General features: G+C 55.8%; 27 protein-coding genes. All 27 read right to left on the bottom strand.

Annotation, left to right across the window (positions count from 1 at the left end; all coding sequences use genetic code 11):
• Positions 1 to 99: 99 nt before the first annotated feature.
• On the bottom strand, positions 100 to 1,839 hold the full coding sequence (gene recN / locus MJ257_RS05020) for a DNA repair protein RecN (RefSeq protein WP_240268208.1): 1,740 nt from the start codon (positions 1,837 to 1,839) through the stop codon (positions 100 to 102).
• 33 nt (positions 1,840 to 1,872) lie between these two features.
• Complete coding sequence (gene ahrC, locus MJ257_RS05015; protein ID WP_240268207.1) at positions 1,873 to 2,322, bottom strand: transcriptional regulator AhrC/ArgR; 450 nt, start codon at positions 2,320 to 2,322, stop codon at positions 1,873 to 1,875.
• A gap of 39 nt (positions 2,323 to 2,361) precedes the next feature.
• Positions 2,362 to 2,841 carry a hypothetical protein gene (locus MJ257_RS05010; RefSeq protein ID WP_240268206.1) on the bottom strand — a complete coding sequence of 160 codons (480 nt, stop codon included), beginning with the start codon at positions 2,839 to 2,841 and terminating at the stop codon, positions 2,362 to 2,364.
• Positions 2,842 to 2,996: 155 nt separating this feature from the next.
• The gene (locus MJ257_RS05005) at positions 2,997 to 3,860 is read right to left on the bottom strand and encodes a TlyA family RNA methyltransferase (RefSeq protein WP_240268205.1); all 864 of its coding nucleotides are present in this window, start codon (positions 3,858 to 3,860) and stop codon (positions 2,997 to 2,999) included.
• 12 nt (positions 3,861 to 3,872) lie between these two features.
• Complete coding sequence (gene dxs, locus MJ257_RS05000; protein ID WP_275693693.1) at positions 3,873 to 5,783, bottom strand: 1-deoxy-D-xylulose-5-phosphate synthase; 1,911 nt, start codon at positions 5,781 to 5,783, stop codon at positions 3,873 to 3,875.
• A gap of 168 nt (positions 5,784 to 5,951) precedes the next feature.
• Entirely contained in the window at positions 5,952 to 6,827 is an 876-nt protein-coding gene (locus MJ257_RS04995; RefSeq protein ID WP_240268268.1) for a polyprenyl synthetase family protein, read from the bottom strand.
• 47 nt (positions 6,828 to 6,874) lie between these two features.
• A complete protein-coding gene (xseB, locus tag MJ257_RS04990) occupies positions 6,875 to 7,156 on the bottom strand; it encodes an exodeoxyribonuclease VII small subunit (RefSeq protein ID WP_240268204.1) in 282 nt (93 codons plus the stop codon).
• Positions 7,131 to 8,516, bottom strand: a complete 1,386-nt coding sequence (gene xseA, locus MJ257_RS04985; RefSeq protein WP_240268203.1) for an exodeoxyribonuclease VII large subunit — start codon at positions 8,514 to 8,516, stop codon at positions 7,131 to 7,133. The genes xseB and xseA overlap by 26 nt, the downstream gene beginning before the upstream one ends.
• Before the next feature lie 270 nt (positions 8,517 to 8,786).
• Complete coding sequence (folD, locus tag MJ257_RS04980) at positions 8,787 to 9,644, bottom strand: bifunctional methylenetetrahydrofolate dehydrogenase/methenyltetrahydrofolate cyclohydrolase FolD (protein ID WP_240268202.1); 858 nt, start codon at positions 9,642 to 9,644, stop codon at positions 8,787 to 8,789.
• A gap of 31 nt (positions 9,645 to 9,675) precedes the next feature.
• Complete coding sequence (nusB, locus tag MJ257_RS04975; protein WP_240268201.1) at positions 9,676 to 10,125, bottom strand: transcription antitermination factor NusB; 450 nt, start codon at positions 10,123 to 10,125, stop codon at positions 9,676 to 9,678.
• 225 nt (positions 10,126 to 10,350) lie between these two features.
• Complete coding sequence (locus MJ257_RS04970; RefSeq protein ID WP_178022780.1) at positions 10,351 to 10,584, bottom strand: DUF2273 domain-containing protein; 234 nt, start codon at positions 10,582 to 10,584, stop codon at positions 10,351 to 10,353.
• Positions 10,585 to 10,598: 14 nt separating this feature from the next.
• Positions 10,599 to 11,138, bottom strand: a complete 540-nt coding sequence (gene amaP, locus MJ257_RS04965) for an alkaline shock response membrane anchor protein AmaP (RefSeq protein WP_240268200.1) — start codon at positions 11,136 to 11,138, stop codon at positions 10,599 to 10,601.
• Positions 11,139 to 11,240: 102 nt separating this feature from the next.
• Positions 11,241 to 11,648, bottom strand: a complete 408-nt coding sequence (locus MJ257_RS04960) for an Asp23/Gls24 family envelope stress response protein (protein WP_178022782.1) — start codon at positions 11,646 to 11,648, stop codon at positions 11,241 to 11,243.
• 112 nt (positions 11,649 to 11,760) lie between these two features.
• Positions 11,761 to 13,104 carry an acetyl-CoA carboxylase biotin carboxylase subunit gene (gene accC, locus MJ257_RS04955; protein WP_178022783.1) on the bottom strand — a complete coding sequence of 448 codons (1,344 nt, stop codon included), beginning with the start codon at positions 13,102 to 13,104 and terminating at the stop codon, positions 11,761 to 11,763.
• A 74-nt stretch (positions 13,105 to 13,178) separates the two neighbouring features.
• A complete protein-coding gene (gene accB, locus MJ257_RS04950; RefSeq protein ID WP_240268199.1) occupies positions 13,179 to 13,676 on the bottom strand; it encodes an acetyl-CoA carboxylase biotin carboxyl carrier protein in 498 nt (165 codons plus the stop codon).
• A gap of 175 nt (positions 13,677 to 13,851) precedes the next feature.
• Positions 13,852 to 14,643 carry a SpoIIIAH-like family protein gene (locus MJ257_RS04945; protein ID WP_240268198.1) on the bottom strand — a complete coding sequence of 264 codons (792 nt, stop codon included), beginning with the start codon at positions 14,641 to 14,643 and terminating at the stop codon, positions 13,852 to 13,854.
• A gap of 64 nt (positions 14,644 to 14,707) precedes the next feature.
• On the bottom strand, positions 14,708 to 15,361 hold the full coding sequence (gene spoIIIAG, locus MJ257_RS04940) for a stage III sporulation protein AG (RefSeq protein ID WP_275693692.1): 654 nt from the start codon (positions 15,359 to 15,361) through the stop codon (positions 14,708 to 14,710).
• Positions 15,361 to 16,188: a stage III sporulation protein AF gene (gene spoIIIAF / locus MJ257_RS04935; protein ID WP_240268197.1), complete on the bottom strand. Its 828-nt coding sequence runs from the start codon at positions 16,186 to 16,188 to the stop codon at positions 15,361 to 15,363. Before spoIIIAF ends, spoIIIAG begins: the two co-directional genes overlap by 1 nt.
• A 43-nt stretch (positions 16,189 to 16,231) precedes the next feature.
• A complete protein-coding gene (spoIIIAE, locus tag MJ257_RS04930; RefSeq protein WP_240268196.1) occupies positions 16,232 to 17,428 on the bottom strand; it encodes a stage III sporulation protein AE in 1,197 nt (398 codons plus the stop codon).
• Between the two features lie 34 nt (positions 17,429 to 17,462).
• Entirely contained in the window at positions 17,463 to 17,852 is a 390-nt protein-coding gene (spoIIIAD, locus tag MJ257_RS04925; protein WP_240268195.1) for a stage III sporulation protein AD, read from the bottom strand.
• 11 nt (positions 17,853 to 17,863) lie between these two features.
• Positions 17,864 to 18,067, bottom strand: a complete 204-nt coding sequence (gene spoIIIAC / locus MJ257_RS04920; RefSeq protein ID WP_009225775.1) for a stage III sporulation protein AC — start codon at positions 18,065 to 18,067, stop codon at positions 17,864 to 17,866.
• A 60-nt stretch (positions 18,068 to 18,127) separates the two neighbouring features.
• A complete protein-coding gene (gene spoIIIAB / locus MJ257_RS04915; protein ID WP_240268194.1) occupies positions 18,128 to 18,646 on the bottom strand; it encodes a stage III sporulation protein SpoIIIAB in 519 nt (172 codons plus the stop codon).
• Positions 18,639 to 19,637, bottom strand: a complete 999-nt coding sequence (gene spoIIIAA, locus MJ257_RS04910) for a stage III sporulation protein AA (RefSeq protein WP_240268193.1) — start codon at positions 19,635 to 19,637, stop codon at positions 18,639 to 18,641. Before spoIIIAA ends, spoIIIAB begins: the two co-directional genes overlap by 8 nt.
• 126 nt (positions 19,638 to 19,763) lie before the next feature.
• Positions 19,764 to 20,030 carry a YqhV family protein gene (locus MJ257_RS04905; RefSeq protein WP_240268192.1) on the bottom strand — a complete coding sequence of 89 codons (267 nt, stop codon included), beginning with the start codon at positions 20,028 to 20,030 and terminating at the stop codon, positions 19,764 to 19,766.
• A gap of 133 nt (positions 20,031 to 20,163) precedes the next feature.
• On the bottom strand, positions 20,164 to 21,417 hold the full coding sequence (locus tag MJ257_RS04900; RefSeq protein ID WP_240268191.1) for an aspartate kinase: 1,254 nt from the start codon (positions 21,415 to 21,417) through the stop codon (positions 20,164 to 20,166).
• A gap of 214 nt (positions 21,418 to 21,631) precedes the next feature.
• Complete coding sequence (gene efp, locus MJ257_RS04895) at positions 21,632 to 22,189, bottom strand: elongation factor P (RefSeq protein ID WP_240268190.1); 558 nt, start codon at positions 22,187 to 22,189, stop codon at positions 21,632 to 21,634.
• 162 nt (positions 22,190 to 22,351) lie between these two features.
• Positions 22,352 to 23,422 (bottom strand): M24 family metallopeptidase, encoded by a 1,071-nt coding sequence (locus tag MJ257_RS04890; RefSeq protein ID WP_240268189.1) that lies wholly within the window; start codon positions 23,420 to 23,422, stop codon positions 22,352 to 22,354.
• Between the last annotated feature and the right edge of the window lie 74 nt (positions 23,423 to 23,496).

The following is a 23,496-nucleotide window of genomic DNA, read 5'->3' as shown; positions in this document are numbered from 1 at the left end:
TGGCTGTCACGCTCCCTTAGCTTCTTTCGCTTGACGAAAAGGTGGTCGCCAATTGCGTACCTATAAGATACCCCGGGTCAGGTGTTTTATTACTGTCAATCATTGTGCCGGACTTAATAAACCATCCTTTTGTGCCTGCGCCAGCTTCAGCATTTCCTGGGCATGGTGTTGGGTTTTCTCCGTGATTTCCACCCCGCCGAGCATGCGGGCCAGTTCATTCACCCGTCCCGCTTCATCTAATGATTCAACGCGGGTCATCGTACGGCCTTCTTCAACGACTTTCTCGATGAGATACTGCCGTTCGGCCATGCAGGCCACCTGCGGCAAGTGGGTAATGGCGAACACCTGGCACATCGCGGACAATCGGGACAACTTGTCGGCGATCGATTGGGCGGCCCGGCCGCTGACGCCGGTATCGACTTCATCGAAAATCAGCACGGGGACCTGCTCATGCCGGGCAAAAATGCTCTTAAGCGCCAGCATCATCCGCGACAACTCACCGCCGGACGCAATTTTGCTTAACGGCCGGAGAGGTTCTCCCGGGTTCGGCGAGATCAAGAATTCGGCATTGTCGATGCCTTGCTTACCGGGACGGATCTTCTTCCCTTCCCAGTCCAAGCCATGTGCATCCTCCGCGATGGACAACTTCACTTGCAAAGAAGTTCGTCCCATTTGCAGGTCCTTGAGCTCGGTCTCGATCTGGGCTGCAAGTTCATCGGCCTTCAGGCGCCGTACTGCACTCAGTTCAAAGGCTTGCTTCATTAATCGGGCCGTCAGTTTCTCCCGCTCCGCCTGAAGCTGGTCCAGTCGCTCATCCTTGTTCTCCAGAGCATCGGTTTCCTGACGGATCTTCTCATAATAAGCGAGGATGCCTTGAATGTCGTCTCCGTATTTGCGGCGGAGCGATGAGATTAAATCTAGCCGTTCCTCCACTTCTTCGAGCCGTTCGGGATTAAATTCAATCCGTTCTCGGTAGTTCCGCAAACTGAAGGATGCATCCTCGAGTTGATAATAAGCGGACTGCAGCTGCTCCAAGAGAGGAGAAATCCCTTTGCTGTCATATGCGGCCACTTCGTTCAGCTTCGATACGGCTTTCGCGATCGCGTCAAGCCCTTGGGGTCCATATAGCGAATCATACGCTTTCGAAATGGACTCCATCATTTTCTCGCTATGGGATAGCTTGACCTTTTCCTCCGCGAGTAATTCATCTTCGCCCGGTTTTAACTCGGCTGCCGCAATCTCGCCAAGCTGAAACCGGTATAAATCGAGCATTTGCAACGCCTGCTGGCTCGTATTGCGCAGCTCGTTATATTCCTTGTCGATTCGCACGAACTCGGCATAGGTTGCTTGATAAGCCGCCTTGACCGGATCTATCGATTCGGCCCCGTAAGCATCCAGCAGCTCCAAATGGCGTTCGGGCCGAAGCAGGGTTTGGTGCTCATGTTGTCCATGCAGGTTGATCAATTCGTCGCCGACTTCGCGCAGCATCGATAAATTAACGAGTTGACCGTTGATGCGCGCCGAGCTCTTGCCCTGAACGCTGATTTCCCGGCGAATGATCAGAAGTTCGCCGGGATCGCCGGCGATTCCTAATCCATCCAAGGTTGTCCAGACCGGATGTCCCGCAGGCAGATCGAAGGAGGCCTCCATTTCGGCCTTATCACAGCCATAACGGATCAAATCGGCCGAACCCCGGCCGCCGGCAATCAAGCCTAGCGCATCGATGATGATCGATTTGCCCGCACCGGTCTCCCCCGTGAGGACATGAAAGCCGGAACCAAAAGAGACGTCCACCGCTTCAACCACCGCCAGATTACGAATGGATAAATGAACCAACATGCCAGGCACTCCTTCCCCTAACTCCAAACTCGATTAAGATATGTAACCCATGATCTGTTCGATCAAAAACCGGCTGTACTCCTCATTCCGGCAAATCAGCAGGATCGTGTCGTCCCCGCAAATCGTGCCGAGCAAATCCGGCCACTCCATATTGTCGAGCAGCACGGCCACCGAATTGGCCGTCCCCGGAAGGCACTTCATCACGACCAGATTCCCGGTATGGTCGATATGCACGAAGCTGTCGACCAGCGCACGCTGCAGCTTCTGCACCGGGTTATAACGCTGGGCCGTCGGCATGGAGTATTTGTACCTGCCATCGTCCGTCGGCACCTTGATCAGCATCAGTTCTTTGATGTCGCGGGAGACCGTGGCCTGAGTGACCTGATATCCCGCTTCGCGCAGCGCTTCCACCAGCTCGTCCTGGGTTTCGATTTCCCTTGCCGTAATGATTTCCCGTATTTTGATATGTCTATGCCCTTTCATTCTGCCCTCCACTTGCCTGTTGGTCGAAAACGTATCGATTCAGGCGGATTCATCTTCTTCATCCTCTTCCGTCGTTAAGGAGATTTCCTTCAGCTCCCCTTGTTCCGGATCCACGTACAACACGCCGGCGCAATCCGGATATAGCAGCAGGAACGGCAGCAGTTCCCTGCGTAAGCCGCTGCCCGTCCATTCGATCGGGAGGCGTTCCCGCGCGGTCCTTACCAGATAGAATTCCCCGTTCTTGACCGCAATATAGTCGATAAACAGACGGCTGTGCAGGAGTTCGCCGTCCACGCGGAAGGTGAGCGGCACCTTCAATTTATCGCTGACGACCTCGTAACCCGCTTGCTCCAGCATGTCCACGGCAGGGTGCTCCAGAATCTCCTCATTCATTTCAAATCCGATGCCGGATCTTAAAGAAAACGGCTTGCGGACCCAGGAACGAAAACCGCGGTACAGTAAAAAAGCGCCGATTCCCGCGATCACAATCATCAGAAGACCGTCAGAGTAAGCTCCCACCGATTATCACCTCACCCATTATTTCGACGCTGCCGCGATCAGCTCCTGTCGGGCGAAGCATAAATTTATGAGGGGAATGAGGACAAAATCACGGTTTTGATTCCATTATAGGGAACAGGCGTTCGATTTGCAAGCAGGCATGCAAAAAAGACCCATCATTTCGATGGGCCTCCCGTAAAGGTGTTCGCGGCTTCCTGGACAACGCTGGCGGCCAATTCGCGGAGTTGCGTGATACGCTCATCCCCCTGCCTGCCTGCCGAATTGCCTGCTGGCTCTTCCTCTAGCCTGAGGTGAGCCAAAAATTCGATATTGCCTTCACCGCCGGTGATCGGGGAGAAGGTTAACCCGGCCACTTCGTAGCCTTGCTCTGCCGCAAACCCCAGCACCGTCTCCAGCACTTCCTGATGCACTTTGGAATCGCGAACGACCCCCGATTTGCCGACCTTCTCGCGCCCGGCCTCAAACTGCGGCTTAATGAGAGCGGCGATGTCCGCCGGCCGTCTCAACAGCGCGAGGAGCGGCGGCAAAATGATTTTGAGCGATATAAATGACACGTCGATGCTGGCGAAGTCCGGCTTCGGGCCCTCCAAATCCTCCGGCGTCATGTACCGGAAGTTGGTGCGTTCCTTGACGTTCACCCGCGGATCGTTGCGCAGCGACCAATCGAGCTGGTTGTAGCCGACGTCGATGGCATAGACATAACCGGCGCCATGCTGCAAGGCGCAATCGGTAAAGCCCCCGGTGGACGATCCGATGTCCAGCATCGTCCGGCCTGTCAGATCCAGGTTAAATCGCTTAATCGCTTTTTCCAGCTTCAGTCCGCCCCGGCTGACATAGGGATGGATCGCCCCTTTGACGGACAACGCGGTATCGCGGGGAATCTTCGTCCCCGCTTTCTCGAGCCGCTCCTGTCCGCCGAACACCAGACCGGCCATGATCGCGGCTTTCGCCTTTTCCCTGCTATCGAAATATCCCTGCTCCACGAGCAGGACGTCTACGCGTTCCTTGGAAACCGACATGCCAATCTCCCGTCAATAATTTACTTTTTTGCCCAGAGTCAGATGTTGACCGCTTCGCAGTTTCTGTACCTCGCGGACGACATTTTCGGCCGTTAAGCCAACTTCTTCCAACTGCTCTTTAATGCTTCCATGCTCGATAAACCGGTCCGGGACGCCCATCAGATGGATGTCCAGCCCTGTGATCCCTTGCTCTGCGTAGAACTCCAAGATGGCGCTGCCCAAGCTTCCTGCCTGCGACGCCTCTTCAAGCACGATGATCTTTCCGCTGCCCTGCGCAAGCTTACCCAGCATATCCCCATCGAGCGGCTTCAAAAATCTGGCGTTCACGACGGCGGCGGACACGCCTTCCCGTTTCAGCGTTTCCGCCGCTTCTTCCGCCACCTGCACCATCGGCCCCACCGCTACGATCGTCAGGCTGTCGCCTTCGCGCAGCTGTTCCCAAGTTCCGATCGGGATCGGCATCAGCTCTTTGTCCAGCGGAACCCCAGGCACGTTGATCCGCGGATAGCGGTAGGCGATCGGCCCGTCATTATATTCAAGCGCCGTTTTCATCATGTGGCGCAATTCGTTCTCGTCCTTCGGCATCATCAATACGATATTCGGAATATGCCGCATAAAAGCGATATCGTAAACGCCTTGGTGGGTCTCTCCGTCCGCACCGACAAATCCGGCTCGGTCGATGGCGAACATCACGTTGGCGTTATGGCGGCAAATATCATGGACGATCTGGTCGTAAGCCCGCTGCATAAACGTGGAATACACCGCGTACACCGGCTTCAGGCCTTCCATCGCCATAGCTGCGCACATCGTGGCGGCATGCTGCTCGGCGATGCCGACGTCGATCATGCGGCCGGGAAAACGTTCGCCGAATTTGACCAACCCGGAACCGCCCGGCATCGCCGGGGTCACGGCTACGATGCGTTCGTCCTGCTCGGCCAACTCAATCAGCGTCTGGCCGAACACCTCCGTGTACATCGGATTTCCCACGGCCTTCAACAGTTGGCCGGATTCGATTTTGTACGGCGTAATGCCATGCCATTTATGCGAATCCTGCTCTGCCGGCGTATATCCTTTGCCTTTAGTAGTTAGGACATGTACCAACACCGGGCCGCTTACGTTATTCGCCTGCTTGAAGGAGTCGATCAAGCCCGGCAAATCATGGCCGTCCACCGGCCCCAGGTACTTGAAGCCGAGCTCCTCGAATAAGACGCCGGACACCATCAAATACTTGAGGCTGTCCTTCACTCGTTCCACGGTTTTGGCCACTTTGCCTCCGATGGCCGGAATTTTCTTCAGCAGCTGCTCGACCTCGTCCTTGGCCCGCAGATAATTGCGGTCGGAACGGATTTTGGTCAAGTAGTTGTGCATGGCCCCGACGTTTGGCGCGATCGACATTTCATTGTCGTTCAGGATGACCATCAGGTCTTTCTTCTCATGACCGATGTGGTTCAGCGCTTCAAACGCCATTCCTCCGGTTAACGCACCGTCCCCGATGATCGCGATCACCCGGTTCGATTCGCCTTTCAAATCCCGGGCCAGCGCCATCCCCATCGCCGCCGAAAGCGAGGTGCTGCTATGCCCTGCCTCCCACACGTCATGCTCGCTCTCACTCCGTTTAACAAATCCGCATAGTCCATGATGTTTGCGAAGCGTGTCAAACTGATCCATCCGCCCGGTTAGTATTTTATGTACATAAGCCTGGTGGCCTACGTCGAAGATGAATTTATCCTGCGGACTGTTATAGCAATAGTGCAGGGCGATCGTCAATTCCACCACGCCCAAATTCGAAGCCAAATGCCCGCCGGTCACCGACAGCTTCTCGATCAAGAACTGGCGGATTTCCTCAGCGAGCGGCGTCAATTGCTCCAGGGACAAGTTTTTCAGATCGGCAGGCTCATGTATTTCCGAAAGCAGCACAGCCATTCCCCGCTTTCCTTAATGTATGGTTCAAAAAGTCGGCTTCAGATACCGGCTTTTAACACTAGATGATAATAGCCTTCATTATACCATATGTCACAATGATGTCGAAATCACTTGCAACAGATGAATGAGTCATTTTTCCGTGATATCGCTCCATAAAACGGAGGCGGATCAATGATCCCGGCGCAGCAGCATATCGGCGATTTCCAAGAGCCGCTGCGGGTTTGGAACCGCGCCGCCCTGCACGGCTTCCTTCGCTTCGCGCGTCAGCCGGTCGACTTCGGAGCGGGATGCCTCGATACCGATAAAGTAAGGATAGGTCACCTTCTGCTGTTTCACGTCGCTTTGCGTTTTTTTGCCGAGTTTGCTTTCGTCTCCGATCAGATCGAGGATATCGTCCTGAATTTGGAAAGCATGCCCTAACGCCCGTCCGTAACGCTCCAAGGCTTCAAGCTGCTCCGCGGTCCCGGAAGCGAGATGTCCCCCCGCCTTCACCGAGAATACGATCAGGTCTCCGGTTTTGTGCTCATGGATATAGCGCAGTTGGTTCAGGTCGGTTACTCCCTGCTCCCCTTGCATGTCGGCCACCTGACCGCCCACCATGCCGCCGGGTCCGGCATACCGCGACAACTCCGCAACGATCGCAAGCGCCGCCTCCGCGGGCACCCCGTACTCGCGGCTCGCTTGGACTACGTTGTAGAAAGCGTGCGTTAACAAGCCGTCTCCGGCCAAAATGGCCATCGCTTCCCCAAACACTTTATGATTCGTCGGTTTCCCGCGCCGAAAGTCGTCGTTGTCCAAGGCCGGCAGATCGTCATGGATCAGCGAATAGGTATGCACCATTTCCACGGCGCAGGCGACGGGCAATGCCGCTTCCCGGCTTCCGCCGAGCGCCTCCGCCGCAGCCACGACGAGCAGCGGCCGCAGCCGTTTCCCTCCCGCCATCAGCGAGTAATCCATCGCCTGGCTTAGCGTATCCGGCACGTCCCATGCCGCCGGAAGGCTTGCGGACAATCGGGCAGAAACGACTTCTCCAATCTCTTTCATGTATTCCTCAATCGATAATTGCTGCCGCAACAAGATCACCGCTCTCCTCAGAAATCCGCGTTATCGCCCAGCGGCGGCTGAAACGGCTGCTTCTCTACCGCCCCGTCTTCTTCTACGATCATTTCGATCTTCCGTTCCACCTGCGCCAACTTCTGACCGCAGAGTTGCGAGAGCCGCATGCCTTCCTGGAACAGGTCAATCGCCTTCTCCAGCGGGACATCCCCGTGCTCCAGCTGGGACACGATGTCCTCCAGCTGGTTCATCGCTTCTTCGAAATTCAGTTCCGGTTGCTGCGCCTCAGCCTTAAGCTTGGCTTCCTTGTCTTTCATCTTCTTCTCCAGCTCCTTCCGGCCTCATGCCCCAAACTTGACAATCCAGTTCTCCGTCCGTGACTTTCACCGTGATCCGGTCGCCCGGATCAACGTCCGACAACGACTTGATGAGCCGTTCTCCTTGCTCATCGTATACGAGGCTGTAGCCCCGCGCCATGACTTTGAGCGGGCTCAGCGCATCCAAATGGCGGATGCCCGAAGCCAACTGGCCGGACTTCTCCCGCAGGATGCCGTGCATGGCCTGCCGCAGCAGGCGATCCGCCTCCCGCCGCCGACGCCCCGCGAACTGAAGCGCTTCCCTAGGATGGAAGCGCAACAGCCGCTGGTGCAGGCGGTCCTGTGCCGCGCCGGCCAGCTGCAGGCGCGTGTCCATGCGGCCGGTCAGCCGCGAGGACAGCCGGTCCAGCCGCTCCGCGTGCTGGAGCAGGCTGCGCCGCGGCTGCGTCAGCGCCGGCGAGCGCTTCAGCCGGCGCAGCCGTTCGCGCGCCTGCTGCAGGCGGTGCTGCAAGCCCTGCTGCAGCACCTGTTCGCGCTGGCGCAGAAGCGCGCGCAGCTCGGCCGTGTGCGGCACGGCCAGCTCGGCGGCCGCTGTGGGCGTGGCGGCGCGCAGGTCGGCGACAAAATCGGCGATGGTGAAGTCCGTCTCATGGCCAACGGCCGAGATGACGGGAATCGCCGATTCGTAAATCGCGCGCGCGACCTGCTCCTCGTTGAACGCCCACAGCTCCTCGAGCGAGCCGCCGCCGCGGCCGACGATGAGCACGTCGGCCTCGCCCATGTCGTTCAGCGTCCGGATCGCTTTCACGATCGACGGCGCCGCCCCTTTGCCCTGGACGAGCACGGGGTACAGGATCACCGCGGCCTGCGGGTATCGCCGCCCGAGCGTCGTCAAGATATCGCGGACCGCCGCTCCGGTCGGCGAAGTCACGACGCCGATCGTCTTCGGGAACCGCGGCAAGGGCCGCTTACGTCCCGGCGCGAACAGGCCTTCCGCATCGAGCTTCTGTTTCAACTGCTCGAAAGCCAGATACAGGCTGCCCACTCCGTCCGGCTGCATATGCGTAGCGTAGAACTGGTATTGCCCGTCCCGCTCGTAGACGGAGACGTTGCCGCGAGCGATCACGCGCGTCCCTTCCTTCGGCCGAAACGGCAGCCGCTGGTTGTGGGAAGCAAACATAATGCATTTGATCCGGCTGTCCGCATCCTTTAGCGTGAAATACATATGTCCGCTGGAATGGTGCGTGAAATTCGAAATTTCACCGCGAATCCAGACGTCGGTAAGCACCTGATCCGATTCCAGCTTCATTCGGATGTAGCGGTTCAAATCCTTGACCGTCAAAATCCGCTGCTGATCCATCAAGCCGCCTCCTTTCCGAGAAATAAGGGAACTTCGTACCCTTATTCAACGATCGATGTCCCTGTTCGATGAAATAAGGGAACTTTTTTCCTTTATTTTATCGCGACTGCCCCTATATGCGGCTATTTCCACACTTTTCTCGAGAATAAGGACAAAAAAGTCCTCTTTTCTCCCCCCAATGTTCATTTTCAAGTTAAATAAGGGCCTTTTGTGCCCTTATTTATTGGGACCATCCGTGATCCCGTGTATCGTGTATCGGTCTAATCCTGCCTAAGCCAACCCCTGCAGCCGTTTAGCCGCGATCAGCGTATTCTGCATCAGCATCGTGATCGTCATCGGTCCAACGCCTCCAGGTACCGGCGTGATCGGTCCGGAAACTTCCTTCACGCTTTCGAAATCGACGTCTCCGGCCAGCTTGCCGTTCTCGAGACGGTTCATTCCGACGTCGATGACAACCGCACCGGGCTTCACGTAAGAAGCGTCCACAAAGTTAGCGCGCCCGATCGCTACGACAAGAATATCCGCCAGTCGGGTCAATTCCTTCATGTTGGCCGTACGCGAATGGCACATCGTGACCGTGGCGTTCTCCCGCTGCAGGAGCAAGGATACCGGCTTGCCGACGATGTTGCTGCGGCCAATGACGACCGCATGCTTGCCGGCGATGTCCACGCCCGTGCGTTTGATGAGTTCGATGACTCCCGCCGGCGTGCAAGGCAGCAAGCTATCGTCGCCGATCATCAGATTCCCGACGTTGACCGGATGGAACCCGTCAACGTCCTTCACTGCGGAGATCGCATCGATGACGGCTTTCTCGTCAATATGCTTTGGCAGAGGCAGCTGCACCAGGATCCCGTGGATATTGGCCTGTCGATTCAGCTTGTCCACCAGAGCCAGCAGCTCCTCTTGAGACGTCTCCGCCGATAAGCGGTGAACCTCCGAATAGTAGCCCAGCTCATGGCACGCTTTTTCCTTGTTCCGCACATACACCTGCGAAGCCGGATCCTCGCCGACGAGCACGACCGCCAGTCCCGGCGTAAATCCTTGCTTCGCCAGCCGCTCTACCTCTTCGCGCAAATCCTTGCGGATCTCTTCCGAAATTTGTTTCCCGTTAATGATTGGTGCTGTCATGCTCGTCCTCTCCTCTACCTAAAAATATGAATTATCGGTTGCTTTTCAACTGGTCGACGTCTTGGATCATCTTCCCAAGCACGCCGTTGACGAACTTCCCGGATTCCGCGGTTCCGAAATGCTTGGCCAGCTCGATCGCTTCATTGACGGCTACTTTGCCCGGCACGTCGTCGCGGAAAATCATTTCGTACGTCGCCAGACGCAGCACCTGCCGGTCCACCTTGGACAAGCGGCTGATTTGCCAGCCTTTCAGGTATTCCTCCAGCAAGGCGTCGATCGCGTCTTTCCGGCCCCAGGTGCCGTTCACCAGCTCCAGCACGAAAGCCCGGGTCGCGTCCACATCGGACAGCTCAACCTCGCTCTCGTTCTCTTCCATCGCTTCCGTAAGCAGCATCGTCACCGCTTCGTTTGCATCAACTTCGTTCATTTCCATCTGGTACATGCTCTGTACCGCAATCTCTCTTGCCAAACGCCGTTTCATCTGTTTCCTCCTAAAAATTTCTACGCTTTATTCATCAACCCGTGCTTATCCTTCAGCATGGACCAAAACCGCCTCAATCATCACCGATTTCCCCAAAACTCGCACTTCCCTTTACACAAAAAAAGACCCGTAATAGGCTTACTCCACAAAAGGGGCAAGAACACGTTCCTAGCTCTTTTCCGGAGTAAGCATATCACAGGAAACGGTAATGAGGAATTCGAAATCTCATTTAAAGGGACGCCATCGCGTAGACAGCCATTCCCAGATCATGCCCCAAGGTAAAAGCGGGCCTCCCTCCAAGTCCTTCTGCTTGCCGATCGTATACCCGATAAACAGCAGCAAGGCGCAGAACAACATATTCCAGAATCCGAAAAACAGGTAGATCGGGCATAAAAACACGGCCGCTGCTATGCCAAGCAGGCGTCCTTTGTGACTCTCCCACAATTGTTTCCAGAACACCCCGCTGCTCACCCCTACTCAACCCGGCTTTTGATGACCGGGGAATGGACCAGATTCGCAATGTACACCGACACGTAAGAGACGGGAATCCCCGTAATTTCCTCGACATGGTCATGGACCTGTCTTTGGACTTCCTCCGTCAGCGCCGGGATCGACGTTTCTCCATCGACGAGCGCACGAACCACGATCTCGAGTCCCGATTCCGTGATTCGAATCCGCGTCTTGACTTCCTTGATGCCACGCACACGGGATGCGGCTTTATATGACAGATTCTCGATCGTATCCACCGAGATTTGGATATCCCCGTATTCGTTGCGCTGGTCAATCGAGGTTGCCGAACTCCGGTCCCTGCTGACCGATATGTAAAAAACGCGGATGCTGATGAGCAGCAATACGATGGCTACCACCCAGGTCCCAACATAAAACGGTTGTCGCTCTATGAGCTCCAGGTTCACGGGAACCGCATCGGTGAGCAATAGGATGACGAAAACAGATAGGATCGCGATGCTCAAGCTGTAAATAAACATGAGAATTCGGTCTAAAATTTTGGCCACGACAGGTGTTGCCTCCTTAATAGAGGTTTGCTTCAGCTTGTCCCAGCTGAAAATTACAGTAAACCCCTGACCTGAAAATAGGTCGGGGGTTCGTTACGATCGTTATTTCACGCGATGGGTCGCTTCCACTTCTTCCGCACGTTCGGCAGCTTTGAAAATGACGTCGTGAATCTGCACGTTCACTTCGACGACATTCAGCCCCGTCATGGTTTCGATGGAGCGCTTGACGTTGCGCTGGATTTCCGAGGCGACTTCCGGGAGACGGTTGCCGTATTCGACGATGACGGATACGTCCACCGCAGCTTCGCGTTGGCCGACTTCCACTTTGACGCCTTTGGAAAGATTCTTTCTTCCCAGCAATTCGGCAATGCCGCCGGCGAATCCGCCGCTCATTCCAGCAACGCCCTTCACCTCAACGGTAGCCAGTCCGGCAATTACTTCGATCACTTCCGGGGCAATTTGAATTTCACCGATATCCGTACGTTCGAATTCCGTTGGCAAAGTGCTCATTCTATTCATCCACCTCTCAATAAGTATGACGCTGCTCTAGCGATAGATACCGCGCACTTATTATACATACTATATCATTTTGGGTTCATTATGACAAACTTGCGGCGGCTTTCTATATCTCGTTTTCTTCCAGAAATTTGATATCAAAGTCACCCTTGATGAATGTCGGATGCTCCAGCAGCTTCTGGTGAAAGGGGATCGTTGTATGAATGCCTTCGATGGCGAACTCGGACAGCGCCCGCTTCATTTTCGCAATGGCTTCCTCCCGCGTGGGTCCCCAAACGATCAGCTTGGCGATCATCGAATCGTAATGCGGCGAGATCGTATACCCCGGATAGGCCCCGCTGTCGACGCGAACGCCCGGACCGCCCGGCGGCAAATAGAAGCCGATTTTCCCCGGGGACGGCATGAAATTGCGGGAAGGATCCTCGGCGTTAATCCGGCATTCGATCGACCAGCCGTTCAGCTTGATGTCCTCCTGGGTGAAGGATAACGGATTGCCCTCGGCCACCGAGATCATCTCCTGGATCAAGTCGACGCCGGTCACCATTTCGGTGACCGGATGCTCCACCTGAATCCGCGTGTTCATTTCCATGAAATAAAATTGTCCGTCCTGACCCAGCAGGAATTCCAACGTTCCCGCGCCGGAATAGTTGACCGCCTGCGCAGCCCGAACCGCAGCCTCGCCCATCTCGCGCCGCTTCTCCGGCGAAAGCACCGGGCACGGAGCTTCTTCGACCAGCTTCTGACGGCGGCGCTGCACCGAGCAGTCGCGTTCGCCCAGATAAACGGCGTTGCCATGCTTGTCGGCAATGATTTGGATTTCCACGTGCTTCATGCCGGTCAAATACTTCTCCAGATAAACGCCGGCGTTGCCGAACGCTTTTTGCGCTTCCTGCTGGGCCGTCGTAATCTGCTTAATCAGCGATTCCTCGTCATCGGCGATGCGGATCCCTTTGCCTCCGCCGCCGGCCGTCGCTTTGATGATCACCGGGTACCCGATGTCGCGCGCGACCATGACGGCTTCGTCCAAATCCTCGATCAAGCCGTCCGAGCCCGGAATGACCGGCACCTTGGCTTCCTTCATCGTTTGCTTCGCCATCGCTTTATCCCCCATGCGGGTGATCGCTTCCGGAGAAGGGCCGATAAACGTAATGTTGCAGGAGCCGCAAATTTCCGCGAAGTCGGCGTTTTCGGCCAAAAATCCATACCCGGGATGAATCGCGTCGCACTCCGTCAATGTCGCAACGCTCATTAGATTGGTCAAATTCAAATAACTGTCCTTGGACAGCGTAGGTCCTATGCAATAAGCCTCATCGGCCAGGCGCACGTGCAGCGAATCCTTGTCCGCTTCGGAATAGACCGCTACGGTGGAAATTCCCAGTTCGCGGCAAGCGCGAATGATCCGCACGGCGATCTCGCCGCGGTTGGCAATCAATACTTTATGAAATTTCATGAGATTCTCGTATCCTCCTTTGGAAAGCTAGGGTAGCGGCCCTTAAAGCTGCATTCGGGGCGGTACTCCTTGATTTACTCCGGCTTCACCAAAAAGAGAGGCTGTCCGTATTCGACCATCTGCCCGTTCTCCACGAGGATGTCGATGATCTCGCCTTTGACTTCCGCCTCCAGCTCGTTCATCAGCTTCATCGCTTCAATAATGCAGACCGTCGTCTTCTCGCCGACTTTGTCGCCGATGTTCACGTAAGGCTGGGCTTCCGGCGACGAGGAACGATAGAACGTTCCGACCATCGGCGAAACTATGGTATGTAAATTAGCTGCAGGCGCAGCGGAACGTGCCGCTTCAGCCGCTTGCGGAGCTGGCGTGACTTCCTGGGCAGCCGGCACAGATACGGCAGCCGGAACAAATCCCGGAGCTGCAGCCGCCTGCATTGGCTGCACGTGAACGACTTCACTCACTCCGTTCTTGCGGATGCACAAGCGAGCGCCTTCATTTTCGATTTCTAATTCATGCACGGACGTTTGGTCCAGCAGTTCGATCAATTCTTTGATTTCACTCAGCTTAAACATATTCTCACTCTCTCCTTCAGCTTTGTAGGAAAAGCCTTGGCCTTAAAACGTAAGCCTTCTCGGCTCATAACTTTATGTATTATATCATAATCGATCAAAATGGAAAGAGTCCAAGTTACCTCGGACCCTTTCCTCGATTGAACCCATCGGTTCGTTATTTTAGGAGCGTAATTAATTATTGCGTGACGTATTGCACGCTGACCTTATCCTGGGATACGCCCAGCTCCTTGATGACCAGGTCCATGATGCTTACGGCTTCCTTGGCTTCCATCTTCTCGCTGACGACGACGACTTTATATTTGTCGTCCGCTTCCGTCACGACGGCGTTGGCGTATTGCTGTTTGAGTCTTTCCTCAATATCGTAGATCTTCGCTTCCTTCTCTTCCAGAGCGCTTAATTCCTGTTGGGCCATCGCCGAGGCCTCCAGCGATTCGTTCTCGCTAATCGCTTGCATCAGCTCTTCCTGCTTCTTCATGTTTTCCTGGGTGCGGGTGAATTGGTAAGCATTCAGCGTATCCGTGGAAGTAACCCCTTGGGATTCCAGTTGGCTCAGCACATCTTCGTCCGTTGCGGCTTGCTTCTGGCCATCGCCCGTTGCCGGGGTGCCTTCCGCCGCCTTGCCGGAATCCGTCGATTGCGCCTCGCCGGAAGTGGCGGCATCGTCGCTTTGGGCTGCGTCAGGCGTTGCGTTGCCCTCGTTATCGGCGGCTTGTTCGGTTTGATCCGCGGCTGCGGTGTCGTCCGTGATGACGCTACTGTTTTCACTGCCTTCCGACGTCACCTCCGAGAGGATCACGTCATCACCCGCAGCGTTTCCGCTCATGCCGTTATTTGTCGTACTCACTTGCTGTCCGTCCGTTGGCGTCGAAGTCTGCGGACCGTCTTCCGTAAACAGGTAGTAAGCGGATAAAATGACCATCAAGCTCAGCATGGAAACCAGCCAAATCGTTTGTCTTTTGGATTTCATAATGGAATTCCTCCTCAAAATTTGAATGAACGAGATACAACCTGATAACAAATCGAATCATCAATTATTGCGATTGCTTACGCGGGACGACGGAGATTCGATATGCCGGTACGTTTAGCCCCTTCTCGACAGCGTCCACGATCAAACCTTTCACCGTTTTATTCTCGGCTCCCCGCGCTACGATCAGCACGCCGCGGACCTTGGGTTTGATCTTCTTGGTGACGATCGGCTGCTCGCTCCCGGAAGCCTCGTAGGTGACGATCTGGCCATCCCGGGTATATTGGGTGATGTGCCGTTTTCCTCCGTCCGCATCGCTTTCTTCCGTAAGTTCCTGCGAATCTTTAATGTTACGCTGAACCACGATTTCCTCGGTCGAGTCGATGGTCACGAGCACGTCCACCGCACCGACTCCCACGATTTTTTCCAAGATTTCCTTGGTCTTGCCTTCGAGCGTCATTTCGATGCTGCTGAATTCATCGTCTCCCGTCCCGCCCGCAGATCCGTCCGATCCGGCGATTTCCTGCATCATAGGCGGTTCGCGGCTCCCCTCGCCGTTAGGTTCCAGCTGCTTTACGTTAACGAAGGAATTGAACAGCATAATGGCGATCCCGACCAGCCCGAGGATCAGCAGCCAACGGAACGTACTTGCGGTTTTTTTGCCTTCCGCTCCCCGGCCAAGCCATTGCTCCAGTTTCTTCAGCCATCCCGGCACTTTCATCACCTCCCGGCGTTATCTTCGTTAGGATTCGCGGCCCCAAGGACTGTGACCGCCTCTTGATCTACGCCCCAGTTCTGCTGGAGCAGCTCTTCGATTTGCGAGACCAACCGGTCTGCCGGCGGCTTGGCATCTGCCTTTAAGGCGGCTCCGTCCTGCGCTTCGTCACCGGAGCCGGCCATCGCCGCGCTGCTTTGCGCTTCGGTTTGGCCTTCGGTATCCCCAACCTTGGCGGAATCCCTTGCGTTTACGCTGATTTTTATTTTTTCTACCGGTGCGATCGATACCTCCGGCCCCCGTCCGGCTGCACCGGGATCAGCGCCCTCTTCTTCAGGTTTGACCTGCGCCATGACCACCTCGACCGAGGAGATGACCGGCTCCGCGGCTTGCGGATTCATTCCATCGGCTCCGTCCGGCGCTTTCGCGGGCTCCGTTCTCAGCTTTACGGAGACCCGGTCTACCTGTTGCCCTGTGGACCGTTCGATTTGTTCCTTCATTTGCCTCGCCGCCTCCTCCCCTGCCCATGCCAGCGCTTCGGATTCCTGCTTCTGCCTCAGCTTCTCGCCCTGCTGCAGGATCGCCTCCGTGCTTTGGCCCGGGGAATCGCTCCCCAGTCCGTCCCAACTGGTCGCAAAGGCGGCCTCGAGTTGGTCTTTGGCATCCGCCGAGAAAAATCGCATGACCGGGGATAGCAGCGTTAGCAGGATCAGCAGGCTGACCACGAATTTGACGTAGCGCTCCATCGCACGGTTGGGCAGCAGTAAATCGATAAATACCGCGATCAGCACGATAAAAATGATTTCTCTCAGCCAATCCGCCAGCCAGTCCACGCATGATCACCACCCCTTGTTAAGTCGTTCTTGTCCGAAGGCGTCACCTCATCATGACGGTGATGTTCCCGGCCGTCAGCATGATCGTAATAGCCAGGAAAAACATCATGCCCACTGCCGCCAGTGCCGCGAAAACGTACAGCATGCTCTTGCCGATCGTCTCCAGGCAAGCGATGACCGGGGAATCGCCGAGCGGCTGCATGACCGCTGCTGCCAGGTTGAAGATCAGCGCCAGCGTAATAATCTTGATCGCCGGAAAGGCGCAGAGGAACAGCAGGATGATCACGCCGACGAGACCGATCGAATTTTTGACCAGCAGGGAGGCCGAGATGACCGTGTCCGTGGCATCGGCGAACACTTTGCCGACGACCGGAACGAAGTTCCCGGTCAGGTACTTGGCCGTCCGCAGCGTAACCCCGTCCGCCACCGATCCGGCGATGCCCTTCACGGAGATCACGCCGAGAAAGACGGTGAGCAGCACCCCTAGCAAAGCCATACTGACCGTTCGGAGCAAATTGGCCAATTGGGTGAGCTTATACTTGTCGGACAACGAGCTGACGATGTGCAGCACGGCCGAGAAGAACAATAGCGGGAACACCACCGCATGCACCGTCGTACCGACCGTGTGGACCATAAACACAACCAACGGATGAGTCACGGTCACGGTCACCGCATTGCCTAGAGAAGCCAACAGCGTGAACAGCAGGGGTACCATCGCCATCATGAAGTCGATCATTCCGCTGATTGCATTCGTGGCATACGTGATCGCGACATGGAAGCTGTTGATGGCGAGTACCAGAATCACCATATAGCAGATCGAGTAAGCGACTTTGCTGACCTGCTTGCGTTCGAACGCCGTTTGCAACGTTTCCAGGATCATGCTGAAGATGGAAAGCAGCACGATGGTTACGAGAATGTGCCCGTTATAGAGCACCTCGTGCCACATATATCGCATCAAGCCGCTAAGTCCCGACTTCAGACTGAAGCTTTGATCCTGCTGCAGGAGCATATCCATAAAGGACGGAACCTTCTGATCCGGAAAAAAACCGCCGTAATCCTTCATCAGTTGCTGCCAATAGGTTTCGACCTGATCGGTGGGAAGCTCCTCGGCCTGGCGCTGGATCCAGTTGTCCCCCTCGCCTTCGGCGGAGGCGAGGACAGGCATGTACCAAAACAGCAGGATCCCCAGGAATATCAAGAGCAGCGTAGGGCCGCGCCATCGTTCATTCGTAGCGAGCATAAGTCCTTCTCCCCAATCTGATGCAATGCAGCCTCTAAGCCGGCAGCAGCTTGATGACCGTCTCGATAATAATGCTGATGATCGGAATGGCGAGCACCATGATGAGCACTTTTCCCGCCATTTCGATTTTGCTGGCGATGCTCTCCTGCCCGGCATCCCGGACGATCTGGGCGCCGAACTCGGCGATGTAGGCGATGCCGATGATTTTCAGGATCGTCTTCAGATAAATCATCTGGACACCGGATTTGTCGGCCAAATCCTCCAGCACTTCAATGATCCCGCCGATTTTGCCGACCAGGTACAGAAAAATCAGAACGCCCGTGCTTGCGGCGATCAGGAAAGCGAACATCGGCTTTTGTTCTTTGACGACCAGGACCAACACGGTGGCGATAAGCCCGAGCCCTACGATTTGGATGATTTCCACGGGGCGCTCACCTACTGGAATAAGAAGATCGATTTGATTTCCTGAAACAGACTGTCAAGCAGCCGGATGACCATGAACAGGACGACAACGAACCCGATCAGCGTCACCCAATGCGCCATATCTTCTTTTCCCATCTGCTTCAGCACCGTATGGATCATGGCGATAATGATGCCGATGCCCGCAATCTGAAAAATGGCGTTCACTTCTATGTTCATTGATTTGGCACCTCACTAACGATTTCACAGGCGACAATCAGCCGTGGAGGGAAATGGTATTCAGTAGAACAAAATGACGATGAACGCTCCGCACAAAAGACCCAAGCTTCGATACATTTTTTCATAGCGGGCTTGTTCTTCCCGTGCCGCGGATTCCTCGCTTTCCAGCTGCCGCACCGCCGTGGCCAGGTGACCCAACTGATCCTTCCGGTCGCTTGTCCCGAGCGTCAAGCTGAGCTGCCGGATGACTTCCTGCTCGGGTGCCTTCATCGCGGTGTATTTCCACAGCTTCGTCACGGCTTGCTCCAGGCTTTCTTGAGCCGTCCACGGGTGGGCCGAGCTCATATTGTCCGCCGCGGACACGAAGATCGCCCGGATCGGCTCCCCGCTTTGCTCGCCGATTCGGCGAAGCGCATCCGGCAGCGGCGTAAAGCCGTACATGATCTCGGTCTCCAGCCGTTTCAAAGCGAGGATGAGCCGCCGGATTTGACTCGGCCGAGCGGCGAATTGCCTGGCCTGCAGCCAGCCTGCCAAGGTGGCGGTCAGCAGGACGAGCGCGGCCCCGAACATCTTAAGCATGCTCTTCCCTGCCTTTCCACCCGGGGGCAGCCGCCGGGATGCCTCGGCGTTTGCCGTCCCACAGCTTGAAGGCCAGTCCCTTCTCCGTCCTCGCGAGCACCGCGTACATTTGGAAGAAGGAGCTTTCCGCCAGCTTGGACAACGCCGGGCGAGCGCCCAGATCCTCCACGCTTGAACCATGCGCCGTGGCGATGACCCGCACTCCCGCGTGCAGCGCCTCAGCTAACGCCTCGGCATCCTCCGGCCGGCCGATCTCATCGACGATCAGCACGTCCGGCGACATGGAACGAATCATCATCATGATCCCCTCGGCCTTCGGGCAACCGTCCATCACGTCGGTTCTCGGACCGACGTCAAAGCCGGGCACCCCGCGCTTGCTGCCGGCGATCTCCGAGCGCTCGTCGATGACCGCGACCTTCAGCCCCGGCCAGGCCGCCTCGGGATGTCCCCAGGTGCCGCTGCTGATCTGGCGGGCCAAATCGCGAATCAGCGTCGTTTTGCCTTGCTGCGGCGGCGACAGTATCAACGTGTGGTGCACCGTTTTGTGCCTGAAATCCAGCAACTTCGGCAGGATGGGATCGGCGATGCCTCGGATCTCTCGGGCAATCCGCACGTTAAACCCGCTGATGTCGCGCAAATGCTCGACCCTTCCTCCGCTGAGCAGGGTTCTTCCGGCTAGTCCGATGCGATGGCCGCCGGCGATCGTAATAAACCCTTTGCGAAGCTCTTCCTCCATCGTATAAAGCGAATGGTTGGTGATGAGATCGAGCAGGCGATTGCCGTCCTGCTTGCCCGGCTTGTACGCCGCATCCGGATTCCTCGTCATCTCCCCGTCCGGCGTAAGGAAAAAGTATCGCCCCCCCGCATTAATCTCTAAGGGGCGTCCCTCGCGAATGCGGATTTCTTCCAAACCCGGAAAGATAGAAGGCGGGAGCTTGAGCAGCAAGGCCCGGAGATTATCGGGAAATACGGTTAACCAACTCGGGTTCATAGGCGTACCCCCAAAACTCTTACTTTCATGCATGTCCATACCGCCTAAAGCTTTCTCTTAATTGGATTGTTATTTGCTATATCACATGTGTATGCTTGTACTTTGCCATTATGCTAGGGAAATCTATCATTTCTTCAAAATCCCGATTAAGAGACACGCCACGCCGCAGCCGATCCATACCATCTTCCCCCAGGACAGCTTGTCGGCGATGCCGGCAAGCCCGATGGATGTGGTGAGGAGCAGTATCGTCGGACCGACGAACGCGAGCGCCGAATTGACGGCGAGCGCCTTGTCCACCCTTCCCAGCTTCAACATGAGCAGCGCAGCCAGAATTTCGATCGTTCCCGAGAAGATACGCAAGGCTGCCATGCTGGTCACGAATTTATCAAGCATAAGTACCTCCTTCTTGTCCCATCTGTTCTCTTAACGATATGCCCGAATATCTCTATTTATTAAAAAAATCCCCCGAAGCCATAGCTTCGGGGGATTCCCATTTCGCGTTTGATATTATCTAGGGTTTTGCGGGTTAGCGGCGATCCTGCGGCCCGCCAACAAAAGCGGTGCTTTCCGCATCCAGGCCGTAGGCCGTATGCAGCGCGGTCACGACTTCGTTCAGCTTGCTTCCGTCGATAACGCAGGATACCTTGATTTCCGAGGTGCTGACCATAACGATATTCACACCTTGCTTCGAGATCACGTCGAACATTTGTGCCGCGACGCCCGGATGGCTGACCATGCCTGCGCCCACGATCGACACCTTCACGAGCCCTTCTTCGGACGTGACTTTCTCATAAGGCAACTCGCTGCGGATGCCTTCCAACACTTTCACCGCTTTGTCGCAATCGGACAAGGCCACCGTAAAGGAGAAGTCCGCTTTGCCGTCCGTTACGCCGCTTTGAACGATGATGTCCACGTCGATTTTTGCATCGGCCAGCGAGCCGAACACCTTCGCCAGCACGCCGGGCACATGCGATACGCCCATGATGCTGATTCGGGCCACATTTTTATCATAAGCGATTCCGCTGACTACCACACCTTGTTCCATATTGACTTCCTCCTTCACGACCGTACCTTCATGATAGTTAAAGCTGGAGCGAACCACGAGCCGAACCTTGTTGTGCTTCGCATATTCTACTGCACGTGGATGCAGGACCGCCGCGCCTAAGTTCGCGAGCTCAAGCATTTCGTCATACGAGATTTCGTTCAGCTTGCGGGCGTTCTTCACGATCCGCGGGTCGGTGGAATATACGCCGTCCACGTCCGTATAAATCTCGCAATAGTCCGCCCCCGTCGCCGCAGCCAAAGCCACCGCTGTCGTGTCGGAGCCGCCGCGTCCAAACGTGGTAATCTCCCCATCCTCGGTCATGCCCTGGAAGCCGGCAACGATGACGATATGTCCTTCGTCCAGCGATTTCAGTACCCGCTCCGGCTGAATCTCGGTGATCCGGGCTCTGCCGTGCTCCGCTTCCGTACGGAAGCCGGCCTGCCAGCCCGTATAGGAAACGGCTTTTGCGCCAAGCGCATCGATGGCGATCGCCAGCAGCGCGATGGAGATTTGTTCGCCGGTCGTCATCAGCATATCCATCTCCCGCAATGGCGGATTTTGATTCAGCAGCTTTGCCTGATCAATTAAATCGTCCGTCGTGTCGCCCATCGCGGAGACCACCACCATGACTTGATGCCCTTCCTGTTGTTTTTCCACAACGCGCCGGGCGACGCGCTGCATGCGCTCCGTATCGCCTACGGAGCTGCCTCCAAATTTCATCACGTATAAAGCCAAGTCAGACCCTCCCTAATGGTGCCCCTCCAATCGGAGCGTTCAGCCCATTGAATCCAGTAACGCTTTAAACCAGTATAATACGAAAGACCCGAAGTTCGTCAATGCTTTTGCGGATATTAACAAAAATTCCCCCACCTGATTCAAGTGGAGGATGCCCTTTGCGGACAAGGCCCCGCCTGAAGCGGAGCCTTGTACCAAACAACCGCAGGGTGATTTAAGCCCGCGAAATATATTTGCCTTCGCGCGTATCGATCAGGAGCACATCGTCTTCATTAATGAAGAGCGGCACTTGCACGTTCAAGCCGGTTTCGACTTTCGCGTTTTTGGTTGCGCCGGTCGCCGTGTTGCCTTTGATCCCCGGCTCGGTTTCAATCACCTTCAGCTCGACGCTGTTCGGCAGGTTGATCCCGAGAATTTCGCCCTGGTAGCTGACGATCTTCACGTTCATGTTTTCTTTCAGGAAGTTCAATTCCCATTCCAATTGATCCGAAGTCAACGAGAATTGATCGTAGGTCTCGTTGTCCATGAACGTATGCTCTTGGCCGCTGGCGTACAAGTATTGCACGTCGCGGTTCTCAATCATCGCCCGGCCGATCGTTTCACCGGCGCGGAACGTTTTTTCCACCGTATTGCCGTTACGCAGGTTCTTCAGCTTGGAGCGGACGAACGCCGCGCCTTTCCCCGGTTTTACGTGTTGGAACTCCAGCACCGTATAAATGTCGCCGTCCACCTCGACGGTCAAGCCTGTTTTAAAATCGTTTACTGAAATCACAAAAGTACCTCCTCAAGTGGGTTAACACCTCTATTAAAATTGAAAAAGACCCAAAATTCAAGCTGTCCCCGTAAGCTGCTGTTCCCCCACGTTTGGAGTCCCTGCGAAACCACGTACTACAGCCGGGCGTCCGGCGCTAATAAAACCGGTGGCAACCCTGATTTAAAGCGAGATGAAATCCTTCGTCGACTCCGTCAACCGGCGGATTCCGGTCTCCGTGATCACGACATCGTCCTCGATGCGAACGCCGCCGATTCCAGGCAGATAGATCCCCGGTTCGACGGTGACGACCATCCCGGGCTTCAGCACCGTGTCGCTCGCTTTGGATACGCGCGGCGCCTCATGCACTTCCATCCCGAGGCCATGTCCGGTGCTGTGGCCGAACTGCTCGCCGTAGCCGTAACGGGTGATCACGTCGCGCGCCAAGGCGTCGGCTTCCCGTCCGGTCATCCCCGGACGCAGGAATTCCAGCGTATGCAGCTGGGCTTCCAGGACGATATCGTAAATTTCGCGCAGCTTGGCACTTGGCGTCCCCAGGGCCACCGTCCGCGTTATATCGGAGCAATAACCTTGATACAAAGCGCCGAAATCCATCGTTACCAGCTCGTTCGCTTGCATGATGCGCTCGCTTGCTCTGCCGTGAGGCAAAGCGGAGCGTTCTCCGGAAGCCATGATCGTATCAAACGAAGGTCCGGTTGCCCCATTCTTCCGCATGAACGTTTCCAGCTCCAATGCGGCATCCCATTCGCTGATCCCCGGCTTCAGGACGTCCAGCATATGCAGGAAGGTGCGATCGGCCAATTCGGCCGCTTCCTTCATGATCGCCAACTCTTCGGCATCCTTGAAGATGCGCAGCTCTTCAACCAAACCGCTTAGCGGAACGAGCGTCACCAGCTTCAGTTCGCTTTCGTAAGTCCGGTAAGCGGCGAACACCATCTGCTCTTCTTCAAATCCAAGCCGATCGATGTTCTCTTGCTTCAGCAGGCTTAGCATGGTTCCGGTGACCGAAGCCCCGTGGTCCACGATTTCGAATCCGGGCGCCTGTTCGGCCGCCTGCGTCAAATAACGGAAGTCCGTCAGCAGCCAGGCCTTTTGATGCGTAATCAGGACATAGCCGGAACTTCCCGTAAATCCCGTCAAATAGCGGCGGTTCACTTCTCCGGTAATCAATACGGCTTCGATCTGCTGCGACTTCATCGCTTCGCGGAGCCGGGTTACACGTGTACTCGCCATAACTAACTCTCCCTTATTATAAGGTAGTTCAAAAAGCCATCTTTGGATCACGAAGCATTGGCTAGGATGCAGGG

Origin of the sequence: Paenibacillus timonensis (genome assembly GCF_022427145.1) — a bacterium.
Lineage (GTDB): Bacteria > Bacillota > Bacilli > Paenibacillales > Paenibacillaceae > Fontibacillus > Fontibacillus timonensis.
This window is presented reverse-complemented; position numbering and strand designations above follow the sequence as displayed.

Coding starts and splice junctions, on each gene's coding strand:
- spoIIIAG (WP_275693692.1), bottom strand. CDS start 15,361: ATGAAAGTGCCGGGATGGCTGAAGAAACTGGAGCAATGGCTTGGCCGG.
- MJ257_RS04905 (WP_240268192.1), bottom strand. CDS start 20,030: ATGCTTGATAAATTCGTGACCAGCATGGCAGCCTTGCGTATCTTCTCG.
- accC (WP_178022783.1), bottom strand. CDS start 13,104: ATGAAATTTCATAAAGTATTGATTGCCAACCGCGGCGAGATCGCCGTG.
- MJ257_RS04945 (WP_240268198.1), bottom strand. CDS start 14,643: ATGAAATCCAAAAGACAAACGATTTGGCTGGTTTCCATGCTGAGCTTG.
- MJ257_RS04995 (WP_240268268.1), bottom strand. CDS start 6,827: ATGAAAGAGATTGGAGAAGTCGTTTCTGCCCGATTGTCCGCAAGCCTT.
- folD (WP_240268202.1), bottom strand. CDS start 9,644: ATGACAGCACCAATCATTAACGGGAAACAAATTTCGGAAGAGATCCGC.
- nusB (WP_240268201.1), bottom strand. CDS start 10,125: ATGAAACGGCGTTTGGCAAGAGAGATTGCGGTACAGAGCATGTACCAG.
- recN (WP_240268208.1), bottom strand. CDS start 1,839: ATGTTGGTTCATTTATCCATTCGTAATCTGGCGGTGGTTGAAGCGGTG.
- accB (WP_240268199.1), bottom strand. CDS start 13,676: ATGTTTAAGCTGAGTGAAATCAAAGAATTGATCGAACTGCTGGACCAA.
- spoIIIAE (WP_240268196.1), bottom strand. CDS start 17,428: ATGCTCGCTACGAATGAACGATGGCGCGGCCCTACGCTGCTCTTGATA.
- MJ257_RS04890 (WP_240268189.1), bottom strand. CDS start 23,422: ATGGCGAGTACACGTGTAACCCGGCTCCGCGAAGCGATGAAGTCGCAG.
- spoIIIAB (WP_240268194.1), bottom strand. CDS start 18,646: ATGCTTAAGATGTTCGGGGCCGCGCTCGTCCTGCTGACCGCCACCTTG.
- spoIIIAA (WP_240268193.1), bottom strand. CDS start 19,637: ATGAACCCGAGTTGGTTAACCGTATTTCCCGATAATCTCCGGGCCTTG.
- ahrC (WP_240268207.1), bottom strand. CDS start 2,322: ATGAAAGGGCATAGACATATCAAAATACGGGAAATCATTACGGCAAGG.
- spoIIIAC (WP_009225775.1), bottom strand. CDS start 18,067: ATGAACATAGAAGTGAACGCCATTTTTCAGATTGCGGGCATCGGCATC.
- MJ257_RS05005 (WP_240268205.1), bottom strand. CDS start 3,860: ATGTCGGTTTCCAAGGAACGCGTAGACGTCCTGCTCGTGGAGCAGGGA.
- xseA (WP_240268203.1), bottom strand. CDS start 8,516: ATGGATCAGCAGCGGATTTTGACGGTCAAGGATTTGAACCGCTACATC.
- dxs (WP_275693693.1), bottom strand. CDS start 5,783: ATGGCTGTGCTGCTTTCGGAAATACATGAGCCTGCCGATCTGAAAAAC.
- MJ257_RS04960 (WP_178022782.1), bottom strand. CDS start 11,648: ATGAGCACTTTGCCAACGGAATTCGAACGTACGGATATCGGTGAAATT.
- xseB (WP_240268204.1), bottom strand. CDS start 7,156: ATGAAAGACAAGGAAGCCAAGCTTAAGGCTGAGGCGCAGCAACCGGAA.